Source organism: Marinoscillum sp. MHG1-6, from assembly GCF_024714475.1.
GTDB lineage: Bacteria > Bacteroidota > Bacteroidia > Cytophagales > Cyclobacteriaceae > JAMZMI01.
Map to the genome: position 1 here is coordinate 228,244 of NZ_JAMZMI010000004.1, position 21,871 is coordinate 250,114.

The following is a 21,871-nucleotide window of genomic DNA, read 5'->3' on the forward strand; positions in this document are numbered from 1 at the left end:
TCAGAAATATCGCCATGAAGTTTTTATTAAATTTTCCCATTTCTCAACGCTTCAAAATAAGTTTCATCACCTACCTGTCCTCCCTTGAGATTCACTTCAATCTTATCTACCGGAGACCCAGGAGCAAATGCCCGACACATAGGTGCGCCGGTAAAAACCGGAGCGATCATTTCAACCGCTTCAATGCCTAGCTCCCGAGCCACAAAACTGGAAGTATCACCTCCGGCGATGACTAATCGTTCAACAGACACCTTTTCCAAAGCCCCTCTCGCCGACTGACCCAGTATTTTCCCAAACAATCTTGCTGTCTGAGACCTGATCTCCAGTTCACCCCAGCCTCTTCGATCAAAAAATGACTGTGTCTCCTTAAACCTCGGGTCCTCCGGTCCTTTGGAAGTATGAAGAATCACACTTCTCCCCTCGGAAAGGAATTCAGCAAGTTGCTGTTGGTACCGACCTATATACTCGTACGTCTTATGCTCTTCCAGCGCTTCAACTGCCACCGGCACTTCAGAAAACCCATTTGACATCGCCCATTCGATTTGTTGAGCGGTAACCGGTGATACACTTCCTGACAAAACCAATAGCGGGCTGACTTCCTTCAAAGGCTCCCAGTCCGTTCTTTTGTTCAGTTGTCCAATGTTTGCCCAATAATCCCCAAGGGCCTTCTCGATACCCGACGAACCAACAGAAAACAAGGAGGATTCCCCCGGGACACTATGATCAAGCACGTCACCGATCAATTCCATTTGATTTTCATACATGGCATCGAAAAGGACAATGGAGCAACCCTCTTTTATCTCAGCATCCAATTTTGAACGCATGCCTTCAGCTCCTTGAGACAGATCAATCAGATCAATGAGTCCCATCTTTTGAGCGGTTTGTTTACCCAAATGAAGTCTTAGGTCACTTTCGTCGGAGGGGGTGATGGGATGTTTACTCATGGATGGATGACGATCCAGCCTGTAAATAGCCCCCTGACTGCCAATCCCCATACGGGCATATAAATTACCGAAGGCCGAGTAGCGTCCCAGGTTTGGTGCACCCACCAAAACTGGCGTAAAGGCACCTCCAAATACTTTTTGACCGGTTTCAATGGCAATTCCAATATTTCCAATTTGCGGAGAGGAATCAAATGTGGAGCAGACCTTATAATGCACATGTCGCGGACTCAATTCCCCAAGACTTTCAAAAGCCTTCTTAAGTATGGCTGACATCTCTTTCGGAGGAAGCGCCCTTGTCATCCCTGCAATACCGATAGCATCGACTTCATGATACCTCTCAAGTTGTTGGCGAGAAGGATTATTTAGGAATAGTACCGACCTGGCACCTGCCCTGCTAAGAAACTCCAGCGCATCCGTCGATCCGGTAAAATCATCACCATAATAAGCAAGCAATATTTTTTGATTGCTTGTCATTTCGACTTTCCGAATTTTTCAACCGACTCACCAAACTCCTTATGCTGTTTCGCTGCTTCTTCGAGGGTCAATCCATCCACAGCACAAGCCCATGACTGATGAAGTGCCTTTACTCCACCTGTCGGTCCTGATGGATGCGCCATGATCCCACCACCAGCCATATAAAGCAGGTCTGTCGTATGTGTGCGTTTATACGTTTCGAATGCCTGTCCTCCCCATTGCCCTGAGGAAACCACAGGAATCACTGATTCATTTTTCAGGAAAGGCGTATGACATGATTTGATTGATCGCACCACGGAGTCATCCGACTCCCAAAATTTATTTTTGATCCCGTTGACATGCATCTGGTCCACGCCTGCCAGTCTCCAAATCTTGTTATAAGCAGGGAAGTTGATTCCCAGCAGCGGGTGCCGGTTGATCATGCCCCAGCCATTTCTATGGCCATGGATAGACAATTGCCCCCGGTCACAGACCATCTTCACTCCGGCCCAACCCACACTATTGATGCTAACCATTGCGCAAGTACCTCCGGCTTTAACGATCGTGTCGTAATTCGCTCGCATCGTATCCAGGTCTCCGGTGATATTGAAGGCGTACATGATTTTCTTTCCTGTTTTATCAGCAAAGTCATTGATCACACGCATGATCTTTTCCACTCTTATTTTAAAAGGAGAATTAGAAGTGGAGGACATTAGCTCGTCATCTTTCACAAAATCAATTCCTGCCTCTGCCAGCGTCTTCACCAAATCAGCGGTGTATTCCGCCGTCAACCCCACACTGGGTTTAATAATGGTGCCGATCATCGGTCGTTCTGATCCTACGGAAGCCAATTGCTTGGTTCCCGCCATCCCAAAACGAGGGCCTCGGAAGACGTCTCCATAAGAGTCCGGTACTTCAAAGTCATCCAGCTTCAACCCGGTGAATTGCCTTAATTCATAAAGATTGCCCTGAAGCGTAGAAATCAAAGTGGGTATATTGTATCCGAAGTTTTCGATCGACCAGGATACGGTCACTTTGGCTCTTTTGTAAACCTTATTGGCTCCCGGGTCTCCGGGCATACTCGGCCCGGAGGCTTCTCCCAGCTCCTCAATGGCTTCTACCCTCGCCGCAAATCTGGTTTTCAATTCTTCGGTTTCACCCGGCACGGAAACAAACGTTCCACTTGATTGCTCTCCAGCAAGCACAGCTGCGGCTTTTTCAACTTCATGGGGTGTTTCAATCAGGTATGTTGCTGTTATACGTTCCATCAAATTTAGGGCAACTTGATATTAAGAGTACATTTTACAATTATCCAAAAGTCGTGTGAATTATTGATCTTAGTATCCTGTTATGTCATGGCTTTCCAGTATTGAAAAAAGACGCATGATTGTGCAGGATTGTAATTTACTTCAATTCGTATCTTTTTGTACAAACGTTTTCACTTAAATACCAAAAATGAACAAGCCCCTTCTCCTATTAGTGTTGATCTATACCATTTCATGTTCACCACAAAAACTTGAACTGGAAAAACCGTCACCTTTGGATAAAGATGCCCTGACTCCTAATAAGAGTTTAGTAAACACGACAAAAAGCCCCTATGCCAAACTTGAGGCTATAGGTATTGAGGACATCAAGTTTACGACCGGATTTTGGGCAGAACGGGTGAAAACCTGCACTGAAACCATGTTGCCTGAAATGTGGAGTATCTACAAGGATCCGGACGTGAGTCATGCTGTTAGAAATTTTGAGATCGCCGCAGGCCTGGAAGAAGGACAACATGAAGGTGCTCCTTTCCATGATGGCGATTTTTACAAGCTTATTGAAGCGGCATCCATGGCTTATGCCCTTACCAAAAACGAGAAATTTGATCAGATGATAGATGAAGTCATTCCCCTGATCGATGCTTCTCAGAGAGCAGATGGCTACATACATACTCCCGTCATGATCCAAACGAAAAACAATCCTGAAACAGCCGTTGAGTTCAGAGATCGCATGGATTTTGAAAGTTATAACATGGGGCATCTCATGACGGCTGCCACCGTACATTACAAGGCAACAGGCAAAACCTCACTGCTCGAATTAGCCAAGAAAGCGGCCGATTACCTCTATACCTATACCGAGAAATTTCCGGAAAAGATGGCTCAGAATGCCATCTGCCCTTCTCATTATATGGGAATAATAGAAATGTATCGAACCACTGGTGATGAGCGTTATTATGAGTTGGGTAAAAAATTTATAGATATCAGAAGCCTGATGAAGGATGGCACGGATCATAATCAGGACCGCATTCCATTCAGGGAACAAACTCAGGCCATTGGTCATGCGGTGAGGGCTAATTACTTGTATGCGGGTGTAGCCGATGTCTATGCAGAAACCGGAGATGAAACCTTAAAGACCGCTCTGGACAAAATCTGGAATAACCTCGTGTCTACCAAACTTTATATCACCGGAGGTTGCGGTGCGTTATACGATGGCGTTTCTCCCAATGGAACGACCTACGATCAGCCAGCCATTCAGCAGGTACATCAGGCCTACGGACGAGAGTTTGAACTACCCAAAGCCGGAGCTCATAACGAAACCTGTGCAAACATTGGGAGCGTACTTTGGAACTGGAGAATGCTGCAGGCAACCGGAGAAGCTAAGTATGCAGATTTAGTAGAACTGACTCTCTTTAACAGCATCCTGTCAGGTGTCAACCTTAATGGAAAAGGGTATTTCTATACCAACCCCTTAAGCAATAATACCAGCTTACCATTTGAATTAAGATGGCCAAATGTAAGAGAGGAATATATTTCCTTCTCCAACTGCTGCCCCCCTAATACCATAAGAACAATCGCTGAAGTAGGCAACTACATGTATAGTAAAGATGATAAGGGTCTCTACCTAAATATGTACAGCGGCAATGAGCTGACTACCTCCATTGGAAATGAGACTCTTTCGCTAGAACAAGTAACGGATTACCCATGGAGTGGTGAGGTGAAACTGATCATAAAATCGGCACCACAAAAGGAGACATCTCTTTCATTTAGAATTCCCGATTGGTGTGAAAAAGCTACTGTATCGATAAATGGCAAGGAAGCAATAACCTCTAATGAATCAAGCAGTTATGCGACCATTAGTCAGGTTCTGGTAGCAGGAGATGAAATCACCTTTACCATGGAAATGCCAGTCACCCTGATAGCAGCAAACCCATCGGTGGAAGAAACCCAAAATCAGGTAGCGGTTAAAAGAGGACCTGTCGTCTATTGCCTGGAGGCCAACGACCTAAAAGAAGGCCAAAAGCTCTCAGATATTTTGATCCCGGCAGATATAGCACTGACTCCTACAGAAATTCAAATAGCGAATACCTCACTAAAAGGGCTTAGTGGAAAAGCTGAGGTAGCGGCTTCCGGAAATTGGGATCAACAGCTTTATCAAAAATTATCAGATTCGAAACCTCAGAGTACGGATATTCTCCTTATCCCACATTTTGCCTGGGCTAACCGGGATGAAGCTGATATGTCCATCTGGTTACCATTGGATCGGTAATGCCAGAATCAAAATAGACATAATTAAAAAGTTAAGATCGCCCCGACGGGGCGATCTTATTTTTCAACCAAAACCTGCTAGCTACACTTACTGTAGCCGCAGCTCTTACACTTCAGACAGCCTTCTTCGAATATCAGACCTTCTGAATCTCCGCATTCAGGACAGGTATGTCCTTCGGCTACTGTTCCCTGTGGAATAAATGTCTTTAACGCCCTCCTGACTCCATTTTTCCAGGTATTGATATAATCCTTATCCAGGTTCAAATTATCGATGAGGTTGACCACATCTGCAATAGGCATCCCATGTCTCAGAATACCGGATAGCAACTTGGCATAATTCCAATACTGCTGATTGAAACTTCTGGACAGCCCCTCAATAGTTACATTATAGCCCTGACGATCCACATACCTGAAGTCGTAACGGCTTTTCCCCTGAGCATCATGATTCTTAATAACCCAGCCTTCATCCACCCATGTGGGTAAAGCAAATGCATCTTCTGCACGACCCGTGAAAATCTCATAGGGCTTATCATCTAACAGCCCCACGAAGGCCAGCCAGTGTTCATATTCATTCTGGAACCTGATCACCTTTGTCTTCAACTCATCCGGACGTTTGGGTGCCTTAGTCTCTACAAACCGCTCCTTCTTCTTATCATCCTTCGAAACGAGTACCCCTGAACGCGAGCCATCCCGGTATACCGTAATTCCTTTCAAGCCACTTTTCCAGGCCTGCAGGTATATCTTGTTAATAGTGGATATCGGAGTATCCTCCGGAAGGTTAATGGTAGAACTAATGGAATGCGTGACATACTTCTGGATAACCGATTGTATTTCAATGCGTTGCTTCCAGTCAATTTCACCCGCTGTAGCACCCTCATAAGGGTTGGCTTTGAGGGGTTTATTGGGATGTTGCTCCATCCACATTTTGAGCTTGTTATGATAGACATCAAACTCTTCCCACCAGTCTCCAGTATCATCTTTGAAATGTATTTCTTCATTCACCTTGCTGCTATCTGCCAGCTTTCTCCTTCGCTTATAAGAAAGCATAAATACCGGCTCAATACCGGAAGATGTCTGCGTCAACATGCTCACCGTACCCGTCGGGGCCACTGTACTAATTGAAATATTTCTGCGACCATAGGTTATCATCCGCCCGTAACTCTCCGGGAATACCTCTTTGAAGTACTCCACGAATTTAGAATTCGCTTCAACTTTAGGATCAAAAGCTTCAAACCGCCCTCTTTCAATGGCCATATCAATACTGCTATCGAATTCCGCCCGACATTTCATTTGCATGATCTTCTCAATAGCCTCCACTGCTGCCGGCTCATCAAACTTCAACCCAAGCGCTGCCATCGCATCAGCCAGAGCAGTAAAACCTAAACCGGTCCTTCTCCCCTTTTTTCCATTTTCATATAGCATCTTCCAGGTGTCAAGTTCCACCTGCTTGATGTAATCTGGCTCCTCATCCTGCTCAATTTTATGAATGATCCCTTCGACGGATTCAAGTTCGAGATCAACCAGATCATCCATAAGTCGCTGAGCTTCATAAGTCACCTCATAGAATTTTTCATAGTTGAAAACTGACTCAGAGGTAAATGGACGGTCAACAAAGCTGAAAAGGTTAATAGCCATCAATCTGCATGAATCTCCTCCCTGCATAGCGATTTCTGAGCAAGGATTGGTGGATTCATTGGTGAATTCCGGGTAAACAGAAGAGGTAGAGTACCAATGCTGATGATCCCAGAAGATGATGCCAGGTTCTGCTGTATTATGGGCACATTTAATGATCTTGTTCCACAGGTCGACAGCGGAAACAGTCTTTTGAACCTGTGGTAATGTGGCATCAACCGGCCATCTCAGGGCAAACTCCTTATCCTGATCTACCGCTTTCATAAACTCATCCGTCACACGAACGGATATATTCGCTCCGGTCACCCTGGTAAGGTCCTGTTTTACGGTAATGAACTCTTCGATATCCGGATGGGTCACCTCTATGGTCAACATCAAAGCTCCCCTACGCCCATTTTGACTTACCTCACGGGTGGTATTGCTGAACCTTTCCATAAATGACACTACTCCGCTCGATGAGCCTGCCGCATTCTTCACAGACACTCCACTGGGTCTGATCTTAGACAAATCAAAACCTACGCCGCACCTCCTCTTGCACAATTGGGCCAACTGCTGATCCGTGTACATGATACCTCCATAGGAGTCCAATGGCGCTTTGACTACCACACAATTCGAAAGCGACCCTACGACATAGGGGTTGCCCAGTATGGACATAACACTACCTTGAGGAATCACATATTTGAAGTTTTTGAACAGCCCGTGAATCACCTTTTGTGTGAGGGGCTTTCGCTTTTGACCGTATTCTGAAAGACTCTTTTTTTCCTCTGGGTCCAGATTGTATGATTTTTCAACCCGGGCAAATTCAATGGACATCCGAAGGTGCATATCATCGGGCGACAACTCAACAAACTGGCCACTGTTATTCTTGAGGCAATACTTATTGATCCATGTTGTAGCCGCTAACTCATCTCCCGAAAAATACTGGAGACATTTTTTAAGGATTTCATCGTAGGTATAAGTCTTGGCTGGTGCTTTGGAAGAAACTGGGAGCGAATCGGTCATGGTGTTTTTGGAGGATAAAACTAATCCTCACGGTAAGCAGGCTCCATGATCAGAATCAGATAAACAGGTGACCTTTTTTACCTCATCGTCAATTCAGAGGTTTGAGTAATTAATTCACCTGATTAAGATCATACCTTAGGTAAGGAAACTCCTCCTGTTTCGCTGGAATGGTAGGCTGCTTCCACACAAGCCATCGTGTAAATGCAATCTTCCACAGTATTGTCCGGCCGGTTTATTTCACCAGTTGCCGCTAACATCACCTGCGCCATACTGCCAATGAAGGCATGAGGAAACCATGTTCCATCAATTTCCCGGGTCTGCCACTGTGGCTCTTCTCCTTCTTTGACTACCACATATTCAAAGCGGTCAGGTTCACCCTTAGGATAATTCATCAAAACCCCAAAATTGATCTTGATGGCCCCATTTGTACCTTCAAACTTGATATAGGAATGTTGATTGTGTAAACCATAATTATGAGCATGATTCGTAATGATATTGGCCCTGATCATGTCACCATAATCCATGATCATAGAGGTACGAACGGAGGCCAGCTCCTTCATCGCCGGGTGTTTCACTGTCTTTGAATAAATCCTTCCGGGGTTCCCCAAAAATGATCGGATTAAATCAACATAATGAATACTATGGTAGAGAATCTCCACTCTCGGAATTTTGAAGAGAAAGTCCCACAGATGCCAAGGGGTAAAAACATTAACATTTACGGCAATGTCACACAATTCCCCAATTTCACCTGATTCAATCATCCGGCGCGCCTCATTCACATAGGGAGCATAGCGCATTTGGAAGTTAATCGCCGCGTTGAGGTTCTTCAACCGACAGTACCTAAGGATCTCCTGTGCCTCATGCAAGTTTTCTCCCATGGGCTTTTGAATCAACACATGGCTGTTATCCGGAAGCTGGTGGATCACGTTAAGCACAGCACTACCCGGTACTGCTACATCGTAAATCACTTGCCGGCCTGAAGTGGCCTTTACCAACGCGCTTATATCATTGAAAACTTTCGGAATGGAGAATTTCTCTGCAAGGGCTTTTGCTTTATTCCGGTCGATATCTACGATTCCTGCGACCTCAAAACCAGCTAGTTTATACGCAGGTAAATGAGCGTCATTTACAATACCCCCTGCCCCGATGATATAAATGGGAAGAGTTGTTTGAGGAAACCTGATACCGTATTTGATCATATCCAAATAATTATGCACCCATTGAATTACCTATCGTCAAAACAATAACTGATCCTATAAGCACCAGTAACGCCAGGGAAAGTAGCCATACCGTCTTCTTACTGCTGCCCACCCACTCCTTAAGCAACAATCCTGTAACCAGACTCAGCAACACCAACATAATCATATGAATGGCCCAGCTCGTAAACTCATAATCTCCCATACGGGTATGACCTAAACCATAAAAGAAAAACTGCGAATACCATAGACAACCGGTCAATATCGCAAGTAAATAGTTTCGGGCAAGAGGTCGACGTGCCCCAGCTTCGGCCGGTGTAAAATACTCCTTGAAGGTACCTTCCTTTCGATGTAAATAGAGACTATAGACCATCGGAAAAATAAAAGCACCGGTATTTGAGAATATATAGATCACATTTCCCTGAAATTGCCCTGCTCCGTACTGCGCTGCGACATCCGCTATTGGCTGTCCCTGATCCAGTGAAAAACCATAAAGCGCAGAAAGCACTCCTGCCGAAATAGACAGAAACAGCCCTTTTCCCAGGTTGAAGTTCTGGGCCCGGTCCTTTTCCTGTGACGCTATATCCACCTCTTTTGAACGGCCTGCTATACCACAGAATGCAATGCCACATACACCCAACACCATTCCTAGTATAATGAAGCCAGAACCAGGCTGACTTAGCACAGTTGTCAGCTCACCTTTTACCCAGGGAGGCAATAACGTGCCAAGCACACAAGAAATACCGATGGAAATGGCATAGGTAAGAGAAAACCCTATGTGCTGGATGGCCAATCCGAAAGCCGTTCCGCCAATTCCATAGGCCGCACCTAATGCAAAGGACTTCCACATAGCATCAGCTGGTGCATGCCGCAAAACAGTAGCCAGTTCGGGAATGGTAATGTAAGCTCCAATAAGAGGCAACAAAAACCAACAGATAAAAGCCTGCGCCAACCAATAGGATTGCCATGACCAGCGTATCAATTTCTTTTCAGGCGTATAACAAAGCGAAGCTGCCGAAGCTCCTACACCATGCAATAATATGCCGTTGATTACACTCATGCTTCCAGGTTATAAAAATTGACAGCATTTTGAGAATAGACCTTCTCCAGGTCTGCATTGGTAAGTAAGTCATTCAATAGCTCCTTGTAAACGGACCAGGTTCGGACATAATCTCCTGCCAAAAGCGAAACCGGCCAATCACCACCAAGAAAGCATCGGTCTGTACCAAAATGATCCAGCACAAATTCAACATACGGCCTGATATCATCTACGGACCAGCTATTGAAATTCCCTGAAGCTGTGCCCTGACCGGATATCTTTTGATAGAACATTGGATGACCTGCCGCTTCCTTCATCAACTCGCCCCAGGGACCAAACATTTCTTTTGAAGGGATCGGTGGTTGGTTGAGGTGATCGAAAACCATTTTGAGCCCAGGAACCTTTTCGGCCACCTCAAGTGCCGATTGTATATGCTTTGGCAATACTCCCACTACATCATATGGAACCCCACGCTCAGCAAGAATCTTTAAACTCTCAATGACCTTAGGCTGCAATAACCACCTTGGATCCTTCTCATCATGAATCAAATGTCTCACACCCTTGAAGTGATCATTCTTCAGAAACCTATCCAGTGCATCTGACGTCCTTTGTGGATCAAGCAACGGAACCCAGCCAACCACGCCTTTTATCCAGGAATGTTGTGCTGCATTCAACAGCATCCAGTTAGTGTCTTCAAAATGATTTTCCGCCTGAACCAGCACGCCCGCTGTTATACCTGCGGCTTGACGAGTCTCCTCTAGCTGATCCAGGTTATAGGTTTGATTAAGTATGGTGGTGTTTCCTTCAAGCCATCGGTATTGGATGGTTTCCAGTTCCCATATATGGATGTGGGTATCAATGATTTTGGGGTTCATTTTCTGTTGTTTATCTCTACCTTTTGGATGATCTATTCTCAATTCATATTTGGAATTCTTTATTAATGGCTTCGGTATCAAAACCTAATCCGGGTGCTCCGATACTTGATTTTAATGCTCGTCCGTTTACCTTAATTGGACATCTCGTCGTCTTCACTTCCTTACCCGAACTGGTCTTTACGATAATTTCCATACCCAAACCTTTGTAGCCTTCTTGCTGCAATAGTTCTGCATAATTTAATACTTCAGCGCACCAAATATCAGCCGGCTCCAGCTTTAATAGCCAATGTTCGGTGGTATTCGTACTTAGATGTTTAGCCAGCACCAGCTTAATTTCGTCCCGACGATCAAACCAATCCTTTCTTTCGCTAAAAACAGCCAGATCAGGACAATCCAAAAGTTCTCCCAGAAAAAGGATATCACCCATCGCCAATGCCAGGTAACCATCCTCAGTGCGGTAAACTCCATACGGGGCAGCCACATAAGCATGCGCATGATTTACTTTACTTCTCTGGGGTAATAACTGGCCATCATTGAGAAAACAGGACAACACCTCAAACTGAAAGTCAAGTGCACTCTCCAGCATACTCACCTGTACCAGGCTGCCTTCTCCGGTTTTGGTCTTCTTGTACAAGGCTGCCAAAATACCCTGGGCACAATGTGTGCCTGCCAATATATCAACCACTGCCACTCCCATAGGAGTTGGTGGGCGATCAGCATTGTTGTTCAAATACGGCAAACCGGAAATAGCCTGCAACAGCAAATCCTGACCGGGAAGGTCCTTAAAAGACCCCTCGGTACCATAACCGCTTATTTCCGCATAGATTATAGATGGTTTCAAGTCTCTAACGACTTCATAACTCAATCCCAGTCGTTCCATCACTCCAGGCCGGAAATTATGCATGACCACATCTGCCTGAGCTATCAGCTTTTTGATGGTGCTCAGATCGTCAGGGTTCTTTAAATCGGCGGTGTAACTCTCCTTGTTGCGATTGATTGCATGAAATATCGTGGATTCTCCGTCTATCTCAACATTCGAAACATATAATTGACGACAGATATCTCCCTGTCCCGGCTTTTCCACCTTTATCACACGAGCCCCCAGGTCAGCCAGCCTTAAACTGGCAGAAGGACCTGACAGAAACTGACTAAAATCTATGACCAGTATATCCTTTAGCAACTCCATGATTATTTCAAACCAAATTCTGTGATAATCCTATCTGTATCTGCCCCCAAAAGTGGTGCAGCACGTCGACTGATTAACTTTTTTCCATCCATCCGAATGGGACATCTCGTCGTAACAAATGATTTTTGGGCATCCAAAGCCATCTCCATCTCCAGCGCCTGATAGCCTTCGGATTCCCTTAACTGATTCCAATCCATCACCTCCATCGCCCAAAGGTCCTTTTCCCGCAATTTCATCAGCCAATATTCTGATGGTCGGATCTTAAGATGATCTGCCAGGGTTTGCTTGATCTCATCACGGCTATCAAAGACATCTGATTGCGTAAATGCTTTTAATGGATCGCATTCCAGTACCTCCGCCAACAATTCTATATTCACCATTGCAATGGCGATATAGCCATCAAGTGTCCGATGCAAACCGTATGGTGCTCCCAGCAATGGGTTGCCATTATTGGCCTTTGACCGTTCGGGTATCTTCCCGCTCGCATAGTAAGTGGTAAGTAATTCGAATTGGAAATCAAGCAGCGACTCTAGTAAGGATAGCTGAAGTAACGCACCCTCTCCCGTTTGCTCCTTATGTACCAACGCCGCCAGAATGCCCTGAACAGCCTGAGCTCCGCAGAGGATATCACCTATCGCTAAGCCAAACGGAACCGGCGGGTCATCGAAATTTCCTGAAGTGAACATCAACCCACTTTTAGCCTGCAGCAAGAGGTCCTGGCCCGGTTTTTTGACCCAGGGGCCTCCATCTCCATATCCACTGATCTCGGTATAAACGATCGCAGGATTGATGGACTGCATATCTTCATAGCCCAATCCAAGCTTTTGCATAACACCGGGTCGAAAGTTGTGCATGACCACACCTGCCCTTTTGATCAGTTTTTTGATGATGGTAATGTCTGATTCATCTTTCAGATTGGCCGTGAAACTCTCCTTGTTTCTATTGATGGTATGGAAGAGCAAAGAATCGTCCTCATCCATCCATAGATTTTCTATCGCTAATTTGCGACAAGCATCACCCTTTGGAGACTCAATTTTGATCACTCTGGCTCCTAAATCAGCCAGTCTTAACCCGGCAGATGGACCAGATAGATATTGGCAAAATTCCAGAACTACGACTCCTTCTAAAGGCAATGCAGACATATTCGTTTAGCTTAAACTATCCCGATAAATTTTATTGATTTTGTCTAGTACCTCTTGTGAGTTACCTCCATCTCTCAAGTACTCCTGGATAGGATGACCTGCATGATCCTGAAAATGCAGGTACTTATTGTATCTGGGTCTCACATAAGCCTCCTGCAAGGTCTCTAATGTATTCTTGAAGAAGTGGTGAGTCAGCAAGTTGTTAGTTTCACTTTCCCATGCCTTCAGGTGCCCCGGCTGACCTCCGTTTTCCGTATATAAAGTGGCCTGGATCTCCCCTGAAACTACCTCTTCAGCAAATTTCACAGCCCATTCTTTATTAGCACTACTTGCTGAAACAGCCAACCCTGTACCTCCCAGCGTGCTTCTTAATCTTTTCCCAGAGAAAGTCACCAACCCTGTGTAATGAAGCAATTTGTCCGCATATCCCACCCGAGAATAATTGGAGTACCCATAGGCGAATGGGCAGTACCAGTAATCATCGGATGTACTCATCAGGTTTGCAATGGCAATTGGATTTCGGGTAAACATATCCTTATCCAGCAGGCCGTAAAACTCCCTCATGATCTCTAAGGCCTTCAACCCTGTTTCAGCATCTATTACCTCTTCCTTACTCTGAAATGGTTCTACTCCCTGGGCGACACAAAACATATAAAAATTCATGAGTAGATCAATGGGTATAGCCGGCGCCGACACTTTGCCTTTCGCGGCTAAACCAAGCAGGTCCTCCCATGTCTCAGGCAAGCTGGCGCCATTTGCTTCAAATAAATCTTGTCGATAACTGGCCACAGGTGTTGCTGCATCTATCGCCAACGCCCATTGATGTCCTCCATAGTTATAACTGGCATGGGAAAAACCAACGGAATTTTTGGCCTGATCTTCCAGATATTCTTTTGAAAGGTATTCATCCAATGGTAAAACACATCGGGTTGCATCTGCACATCCCACCCATGGATGATCAATAATTAACAGATCATAATCATTGACCAGCTTCTCAATTGGGAAATCAGCAAACTCCTGTAGTGTCCGTTTTTTCCAGGTTACCTCAACATCAGGGTGTTTTTCGTTGAATCGCTGTGCATAAGCCAACAAAGGTGTGATCCCTCTGCTATGCCCCCACGTAATGCCCTTCAGTGTGACCTTAGCCATTTTCTTCTTTTTTATGAGTCAACAGCAAGTGTTCGCAAAGCATGACCAACTCATCGTTCTGATTAAAAACCTCGACCAGCTCAGTCACCACCCCAAAACCAGGCTTTTTGTGATCCTTCATATCCTTGATGGAAACTTTTACCCTGATGGTATCTCCTATAAACACGGGTTTAGTAAAGCGCAGACGTTCATAACCGTAGGTCATAGCCACTTCATTGATAAAACTGGCCGTCATTCCCACCGCGACACTAAAAATGAGTGTGCCATGAGCTATTCTCTTTTTAAATGGTTGCGTCTTACACCATTCTTCATCCATATGATGTGGAAAAAAATCACCGGTCTGACCTGCGTGAATCACAATATCCGATTCTGTAATGGTGCGCCCCAAAGTTTCCCGGGTTTCGCCTATTTTAAATTCTTCGTAATACTTTTTTACAAACATAATTTGACCAGTTATCCCTTATGGGAAGATTCAAAAAGTCCAGTAAATGAGTTGTAACCTTATGATGATCAACTATAGAGCGGTCCATAGTTTTGACACGCCCGGTAATCAGCTCCTTCAGGATCCATACCAAAGGATACCCAGTCCTTCGGACGGAAGAGTTTGTCATTCTCCACATTGTGCATGTTCACCGGAATCCTAAGCATCGAGCATAAAGTAATCAATTCGGCCCCATAGTGACCATAGCTAAATGCACCATGATTAGCGCCCCAATTTGCCATTGCCGAATAGACATCCTTAAAAGCACCTTCCCCGGTTGTTCTTGGCACAAACCAGGTAGTAGGCCACGTTGGATTAGTCCTCTGATCCAGTTTATCATGAACCTCTTTTGGTAGCTCCACAGTCCAACCTTCAGCTATTTGCATTACCGGTCCCAAGCCTTTCACCAAATTGATGCGGCACATGGTAACGGGCATCCCTCCTTTGGTCACAAAATGAGAAGAGAAACCACCTCCCGGAAAGTAATCCACCGCAGGAGGCCAATCGGTAGCATCCAGGCATTTTTGCTTTTCCGATTCGGAAATATCCCAGAATGGTTTCATAGCCGGTTTCCCATCAATCTCTTGTTCACCACTACCATCCAGACTGCTTGAGCCCGAATTAATCAAATGTATAATTCCTCCTTCAGCCAAGCCTTCTAATTCATATCCGGTCACACGCTTCACTGAGTCCTTATTCCAATAGGTTCTGACGTCGGAAAATACCTGGGCCTGATTCGTCAGTAAATAACCAAAAAGCATTGAAACCCCATTGAGGGAATCATTTTCCGTGGCCATCATATAAGGGGTTCTTATCCCGTTCCAATCGAATGACGAATTGAGCATAGCCTCCATGAAATCCCCATTGGGCATATAATCCGTCCACTGACGCTGTCCCTGAAAGCCAGCCACAATAGCATTGAAACCTAAAGCCTCTTCACCAAAACCCATTTCTTTCAGCTTTGGATTACCAATCATCAGGTCTCTGCAGATGAGAAACATTTTCACAACCTCTTCCCATTCCTTGTCGAGTTCCTCACGTGATCTGTTCCTGAAATTGTAATCAGGATTCTCCTTACAGTTTTTCTTCACCCATACTAAAGCCCTTTCGAATTCCTGTTTATCATATATCCCCTTCTCCATCCTTCTGGAGAGCTCAGACATGTCAACATATTCATTGCGCATCCCCAGGTAATCCTGAAAAAGGTCCTCTTTGACAACAGAACCAGCAATCCCCATAGAAACAGCACCTATCGATAGATAGGATTTACCTTTCATGGTGGCCACAGCGATTCCAGCTTTGGTAAACTGTATCAGCTCCTTTTGGATCTTTTCAGGAATAGGTTCATCCACACTATCCTGCACATCATGCCCATAAATACTGAATGCCGGAATTCCTTTTTGAGTATGTCCTGCCAGGGCTGCCGCCAGATAAACCGCACCCGGCCTTTCGGTTCCGTTAAATCCCCAAATAGCTTTGGGCCTTGTTGGATGCATATCTATAGTTTCCGTACCATAACACCAACAGGGTGTAACTGAAATGGTAAGCCCAACGCCCTCTAATTCAAATTTGGCATCACAGGCAGCCGCTTCAGCCACCCTACCAATAGTAGAATCTGCAATTACACACTGAACAGGTGAGCCATCAAAATAGAAAAGTGAGGAAGAGATCAGGTCAGCTACTTTATGCGCCATTTGCATGGTCATATCTTCCAGCGACTCACGTATACCACCAAGTCGTCCATCAATGATGGGTCGGATTCCAACCTTGGGTAGGTTGCCAATGAGCTTAGTCATTCTAACACAGGGTTAATGTTGTATAAAAATTAATCGGGTTAGTAAATGTAACTATTAATTGTAATTTTTACCCTTATTTCAAAGCACTTTTTCAATCGTTTGCACAACCGCTTATAATTTTAACCTGTTTTGTGCTTCAGCCCAGCATTCTTTAGCGAGTTCACAATACATAATTGCCTGTGACCAGCGATCCCCCGCTTCCACATATTCACCAGCCTCATTTCTCATTAATTGTGCATAATAGTATTCCGATGGCAACAATTCCGGAGTAAAGCATATATAGTCTCCTAATTGAGCATTCTTCAAAAATCCTATAAAAGATCTCGTCCACATTTCTTTGAAATGGGCCACATAAGGCTGATCAATTCCTTTTGGTATATCCATTTGTATACATCCGGGGGTTCCAATCCTCCCATGAATGAATCTCACCCGCTCAAAAACCGGAGCCATAAACTCCCATTTATCCTCTATATCTCCGTTGACCATCTCGAGCCCGGTATACCAATGCGAAAAATCTCCATTGAACCGAATATTCGGAAACCTCCTGATCATCGCTTCCGTCCTTTGCATATCCTGAGTCACCGTTGCCCTGTGGGTTTCTACATAAATTGGAAAATCAGATTTAGTCGACGTTTCAATGACATAATCAATCAGTCTATCCACCTCTAAATCAGATTCCATTCCCCACCCTACATGTATCGTTGCACAATCATAGGGTCCATCGGTCCATTCTTTTACCTTCTCGTCCAGCTCCCCAACTTTATTCATTCGAAACTGACCGGTAAGTTTCAAACCAATTTCCTCACAAATCTTTGGATTTCCATCCTGTACTCCACTGTACCCTGCCGCCATAATTGCAAGATGCCTCTCCAAATCGCTGGCGTTATGAGGCCCTGAAGAGAATTCAGGTAGATCGTGACTGTTCCAGTAGTTCAGGTCGAGGCGTAAATAAGGCTCACTAGTCCCTCCATCATTGGTGTTTTTTATCATCCTTTCTTTCGTTTAAGCATAATTATAATTCCTGTAATCACCAACACGCCACCTGGAATTACCCAATGATTAGGAATCTCATCGAGTATCCAAAAGGCGAGCAGCGTAGCGGAGACCGGGATCGTTAATCTTAAGGTTGTTAGTTGAACTGCAGATATGTGACTCATTGCCATGCCATAGGCTACTGATGGAATTACCGTACTGATCAGCCCTAGCCCTACGATCAATAAAATATTTGAACCTGTAAAATCCAGATCGAATGGGTGCACCGTGTCAACTATTAATGACACGACAAATAACATTGTGGCTCCAAGAATATAAGTGAGCAACGTAATTCCTGAATTACTCAACTGCACGCCTTTTGATCTAAATGCTTCTAATTGGGTAGCGTATACTGTAATGCAATAGCTGCTGGTTAAGGCCAGCACACATCCAAATAATCGGGCAAAGCCATATTCGCCCACTGTGAGAATATCAGGAAGCACAATTAGCAGTAAACCACCAATCGCCACAGCAGCCCCGACCCATTCTAATATTTTCACAGTGCCCCCACGATATACTCTGATCAATAAGGCAAATACCGGGGAAGTGTTCAATAGTAGCGCCACTTCGGCCACGCTTGTCAATTGGTAAGCAGCTACCGCTGTCACATAATAAACGATCATCAGGGAGGCCAGCCACCAATTTGTCCATTGGCGAAGGATGTAATTCAGACTGAAGTTTGAAACGAGTGCCACAAATATGATGGTCGCAATGAGGGCTACAGCACTTCTGGCCGATACCAAAAACCACGCACTGAAGTCCGGAAGCAGTTTAACAAAAATCCCAGTCGTGCTCCAGCCTAAAGCTGAAACGACGCCTGGGATCATTCCTTGAGTCAGGTTTGAAGTGGATTGATTCATTAACACAAATGTTATTGACGAACGCGAATCCACCTAAACAAACAATTCTTATTTAATAAATATTTTCTTTCTGATTCCCAAAGTCTCTGAGGTTACTATAAATAACCCTTTACCCACAGAAACAGACTGGCCCCTTCCAACGAATTGACCTGAGATCCTGTACACCGCAATATCCCCTTTTTGGACAGAGATGGCACCATTTTGGATTTTAAGCTCTGCGGGCAAATCATTATCAATATTACCTAGTGGTCCTTCATTTCCGCCTCCGTTGTTCTCAAATGCCTGAGAGGAATCAGCAACGATGGATATTTTATGAACATTCAGGTACTGTCCTTTCATCTCCTTCAGGTCAGGGTCATCCAGGTTTGTAGTGAATCGTAACATGACATTGCTCGATTTTGAATCTGTGATCATTTGAGCAAAATCCGGGTCACTATTATCAAAAGTCGCTCTGGTCCCGCTTCTGGTAGTAATTACTTCCAGGATATAATAATTGTCAACAAAAGTTTCACCACTATCTTTAGAATACAGAATTTGATAAGGTATTTGTCGACTTGTCTGGATACTAATATCGGCTGAAATTTCAAAGGTTACAGAAACGAGATTACTCAGGTAAGGACTTTGAATGTAACTGTAAGCAACATCCACATCGGAGGTGTCGAGATTAGGTCTTAGTTGAACGAAGCCATGTGAGACCGGAGGATCTATCTGCTCAAGATCATCTATGTATTTATGATCACAATCAGGTAGAATCATTGCGTTTCTATAAGTAAATCCGAATTGCTCGCCGTTTTCATTATGTGCATCATAGGTTACATTGAAGGGATCCCTTCTTTCATAATCTTCAGGATCAACATCTACCGTAGGACACCCATTTTCGTACTCAGGTATTCCATTTCCATCGAAATCGAAAGTCAATCCGGCAGTGTAGAATCCATTTGACTCAGGGGTCATTTCTGAAGGAATTAATTCAAAGGTCGTTTGAGCAAACGATTGTACTCCGTTGCCTAAAAAAATGGCTAAAAAGAATAATTTGTAAATTTTGATCATCTTATATGGGTTTATTTATAGTACAATTTATTATTATACAATCGATTGTCTATCCTGCCCTATCCTACTCACCGTCAACAATATTCCAACCAGGAAAATAGCAGTTGTCCCAACCACAATAGTGAGGTTCACATGAAAGGGATTTTTAAAATATTCCATCGGACCATCTGTAAAGATCATCGGTGAAAGACTCATCCATAAAATCACCAAAAGCCCTACACATACAGCAATGGCCGCTTGAAAATTCTGTGCTTTTTTAGAGAAATAGCCTAAAAGAAACAATCCTAACATACCCCCACTAAAAATGGACGCCAATGACCACCATGCATCCAGAGCACTCTTGACATTGATCATAGCCAATGCCACTCCTATTCCTAATAATCCAAAGACTAAGGACGCTATATACAGCACTTTCATATTAGACCTTTCTGACGTCTTCAGATTCATCCTTTTATAGTAATCCGTCAAGATGATCGTCGCTGTACTATTAATACTTGTAGAAACGGTACTCATACCGGCAGCGAAAATGGCCGCAATTAAAAGCCCGGTAATCCCCGTTGGCAGTGCATTAACAATGAAATGCGGAAAAACCTTATCAGCTGCGGTCCCTTCGGGCAGCAAATCGGGTTGTGCGCTATAGTAGCTGTACAATGCAGTCCCAATAAAGAAAAAGACCATCGAAACCGGAACATAAAGCAGAGAACCAAACAGCGCAGAAGACTTTGCCTCCTTCTCCGAACGTGCACTCATGTATCGCTGCACATAGTTTTGGTCAATTCCGTAATTCTGAAGATTAATGAATAACCCATAGATGATCATCACCCAGAATGTGGACTCAGAGATATTCAAATCAAATGCTCCCAGGCTAAATTTTTCATTTTGAGTACCAATCTCAAATAGCTGTGATGGACCTTCCGGCATCCCGAAGAGTAATAGTGCCGCACAAACCAGTGCCCCTCCAATGAGTACAATACCCTGAATAGCATCCGTCCAGATAACTGCCTGAATTCCGCCCAGTAAGGAGTAAAATATGACCGCTAATCCGGTTATGATAATCAGGGTGGCAATATCCCAACCAAACATCAGATTCAGTGGAAGTACCAGCAAATAAAGAATAGAGCCGGTACGCATGAGTTGTGTCAGGATATAGCAAATAGAAGCATATCTACTCGCCCACAGGCCAAAACGCCTTTCTAAATAGGTATAAGCAGATATACTATTAATGCTTCGGTACAGCGGCACGAAAAATTTAACCGCCATGATCGATGCTATGGGAATAGACAAGCTGAATACAAAAGCATTCCAGTCTGATAAATAGGCCTTTCCAGGTATTGCCAAAAAACTGATACTACTCACAAACGTCGCGAATATTGACATGCCCACTACCCATGAAGGCAATCGTCCACCACCAGAAGTATAAGCCTCACTGTCTTTGTTTCGGAAATAGAAACTGCTTCCGAAAGCTACTATGGCGATCATGTAAACAAGAAAAACAATGAGGTCAATGGGGTTGATCATTAGTAAGGTCAGTTATCAGTTATCAGTTAAACAATAATGATTTTATAAGTATTGCTCCGTAAAACGGGTCATATCTAATTTCTCAAGTCGCTCCGCTATCAATTTTCTCTGCTCCTGATCAAATCGGAAAAAAGGCTCAGGTAAGTAGTCATCGCAAATACCTAGAAGGGAAACCGCACATTTCAACCCCTGTAGATAGGTGGATGAACCATATTTTCCCAGGGAATAGATCATTGAACTGATTTCAAGCACTTTATTTCTTAGGATCTCCAGTCTTTCGAAGTCCTTATTAGCTGCGGCTTCATATTGTTCGGAATAGAGCTTTGGAAACATGTTCGCTCCTCCATTTACGCCACCAGCACCACCGAGCAAAACGGCATCTGCCGTGATCTCCTCCGGTCCGCAAAATATCGGAAAATCCTTTCCACGCATTTGATACTGAATAGAACGGATATAATTCATATTGGCAGAACTGTCCTTCAAACCAATGACGTTGTCACTTGCTTCGGCCACTGCTTTGACCGTTCCCGGATCGATCACCGTCTTGGTATGGACCGGCATATTGTACAGGAACAATGGTAATGGCAATCGTTTAGCCAATGAAATAAAATAATGGGTCAATTCCGGCTGCGAGGCTGCAAAATAGTATGGCGGAGTAGCCACGACGGAATCCGCACCACATTCCGCTGCCTTTTGAGCCAGGTTCACACTTTCTGTAATTGAAGTGTCTGCTACTCCGACAAGCACTTTAGTGCGACCCTTGACAAGCTTACACACACGCTCAATCATTTCCTCTCTGAGCTTAATGCTGATGTGGCTGAATTCCCCGGTAGTTCCGAGGATAAAGACACCTGAGATCGGTGCTACCAAAACGTGCTCGACAAGCTTTTCCAGTCCCTCTACATCCAGTGAATCGGTAGCCTTGAGAGGTGTAATCAATGGGGGGATCACCCCCTTGTAAGCGTTAAAATTCTTTCCTTGGTTCATAT

General features: G+C 44.4%; 17 protein-coding genes. 1 reads left to right on the plus strand and 16 read right to left on the minus strand.

Features of this window, described 5'->3' with window-relative positions; translation table 11 throughout:
- Window positions 1-26: 26 nt before the first annotated feature.
- Window positions 27-1,418, minus strand: a complete 1,392-nt coding sequence (locus tag NXR94_RS11045; RefSeq protein WP_258104687.1) for a four-carbon acid sugar kinase family protein — start codon at window positions 1,416-1,418, stop codon at window positions 27-29.
- A complete protein-coding gene (locus NXR94_RS11050) occupies window positions 1,415-2,665 on the minus strand; it encodes a ribulose-bisphosphate carboxylase large subunit family protein (protein WP_258104688.1) in 1,251 nt (416 codons plus the stop codon). Before NXR94_RS11050 ends, NXR94_RS11045 begins: the two co-directional genes overlap by 4 nt.
- A 187-nt stretch (window positions 2,666-2,852) precedes the next feature.
- Here NXR94_RS11050 and NXR94_RS11055 point away from each other — a divergent pair, with 187 nt between their 5' ends.
- Window positions 2,853-4,925, plus strand: coding sequence for a glycoside hydrolase family 127 protein (locus NXR94_RS11055; protein WP_258104689.1), 2,073 nt, complete (start codon window positions 2,853-2,855; stop codon window positions 4,923-4,925).
- Window positions 4,926-5,002: 77 nt separating this feature from the next.
- On the opposite strand, the gene NXR94_RS11060 is transcribed toward NXR94_RS11055, so the two are convergent.
- From NXR94_RS11060 to NXR94_RS11125, 14 genes are all read right to left on the minus strand, one after another.
- Window positions 5,003-7,558, minus strand: coding sequence for an adenosylcobalamin-dependent ribonucleoside-diphosphate reductase (locus NXR94_RS11060; RefSeq protein ID WP_258104690.1), 2,556 nt, complete (start codon window positions 7,556-7,558; stop codon window positions 5,003-5,005).
- Window positions 7,559-7,686: 128 nt separating this feature from the next.
- A complete protein-coding gene (locus NXR94_RS11065; protein ID WP_258104691.1) occupies window positions 7,687-8,757 on the minus strand; it encodes a Gfo/Idh/MocA family protein in 1,071 nt (356 codons plus the stop codon).
- Between the two features lie 10 nt (window positions 8,758-8,767).
- A complete protein-coding gene (locus tag NXR94_RS11070; protein WP_258104692.1) occupies window positions 8,768-9,814 on the minus strand; it encodes an L-rhamnose/proton symporter RhaT in 1,047 nt (348 codons plus the stop codon).
- Complete coding sequence (locus NXR94_RS11075) at window positions 9,811-10,668, minus strand: amidohydrolase (RefSeq protein ID WP_258104693.1); 858 nt, start codon at window positions 10,666-10,668, stop codon at window positions 9,811-9,813. Before NXR94_RS11075 ends, NXR94_RS11070 begins: the two co-directional genes overlap by 4 nt.
- 43 nt (window positions 10,669-10,711) lie before the next feature.
- Entirely contained in the window at window positions 10,712-11,854 is a 1,143-nt protein-coding gene (locus NXR94_RS11080; RefSeq protein ID WP_258104694.1) for a CaiB/BaiF CoA-transferase family protein, read from the minus strand.
- 2 nt (window positions 11,855-11,856) lie between these two features.
- The gene (locus NXR94_RS11085) at window positions 11,857-12,996 is read right to left on the minus strand and encodes a CaiB/BaiF CoA-transferase family protein (RefSeq protein ID WP_258104695.1); all 1,140 of its coding nucleotides are present in this window, start codon (window positions 12,994-12,996) and stop codon (window positions 11,857-11,859) included.
- 6 nt (window positions 12,997-13,002) lie between these two features.
- Window positions 13,003-14,145 carry an ABC transporter substrate-binding protein gene (locus NXR94_RS11090; RefSeq protein WP_258104696.1) on the minus strand — a complete coding sequence of 381 codons (1,143 nt, stop codon included), beginning with the start codon at window positions 14,143-14,145 and terminating at the stop codon, window positions 13,003-13,005.
- Window positions 14,138-14,587, minus strand: a complete 450-nt coding sequence (locus NXR94_RS11095) for a MaoC/PaaZ C-terminal domain-containing protein (RefSeq protein ID WP_258104697.1) — start codon at window positions 14,585-14,587, stop codon at window positions 14,138-14,140. The genes NXR94_RS11090 and NXR94_RS11095 overlap by 8 nt, the downstream gene beginning before the upstream one ends.
- A gap of 68 nt (window positions 14,588-14,655) precedes the next feature.
- Complete coding sequence (locus tag NXR94_RS11100) at window positions 14,656-16,422, minus strand: L-fucose isomerase (protein ID WP_258104698.1); 1,767 nt, start codon at window positions 16,420-16,422, stop codon at window positions 14,656-14,658.
- Window positions 16,423-16,533: 111 nt separating this feature from the next.
- Window positions 16,534-17,412 (minus strand): hypothetical protein, encoded by an 879-nt coding sequence (locus NXR94_RS11105; protein ID WP_258104699.1) that lies wholly within the window; start codon window positions 17,410-17,412, stop codon window positions 16,534-16,536.
- A complete protein-coding gene (locus NXR94_RS11110; protein WP_258104700.1) occupies window positions 17,409-18,314 on the minus strand; it encodes a DMT family transporter in 906 nt (301 codons plus the stop codon). Before NXR94_RS11110 ends, NXR94_RS11105 begins: the two co-directional genes overlap by 4 nt.
- A 48-nt stretch (window positions 18,315-18,362) precedes the next feature.
- Window positions 18,363-19,364, minus strand: coding sequence for a hypothetical protein (locus NXR94_RS11115; protein WP_258104701.1), 1,002 nt, complete (start codon window positions 19,362-19,364; stop codon window positions 18,363-18,365).
- A 33-nt stretch (window positions 19,365-19,397) separates the two neighbouring features.
- A complete protein-coding gene (locus tag NXR94_RS11120) occupies window positions 19,398-20,882 on the minus strand; it encodes a sodium:solute symporter (RefSeq protein ID WP_258104702.1) in 1,485 nt (494 codons plus the stop codon).
- A 42-nt stretch (window positions 20,883-20,924) separates the two neighbouring features.
- Window positions 20,925-21,869, minus strand: coding sequence for a dihydrodipicolinate synthase family protein (locus NXR94_RS11125; protein WP_258104703.1), 945 nt, complete (start codon window positions 21,867-21,869; stop codon window positions 20,925-20,927).
- Window positions 21,870-21,871 lie beyond the last annotated feature (2 nt).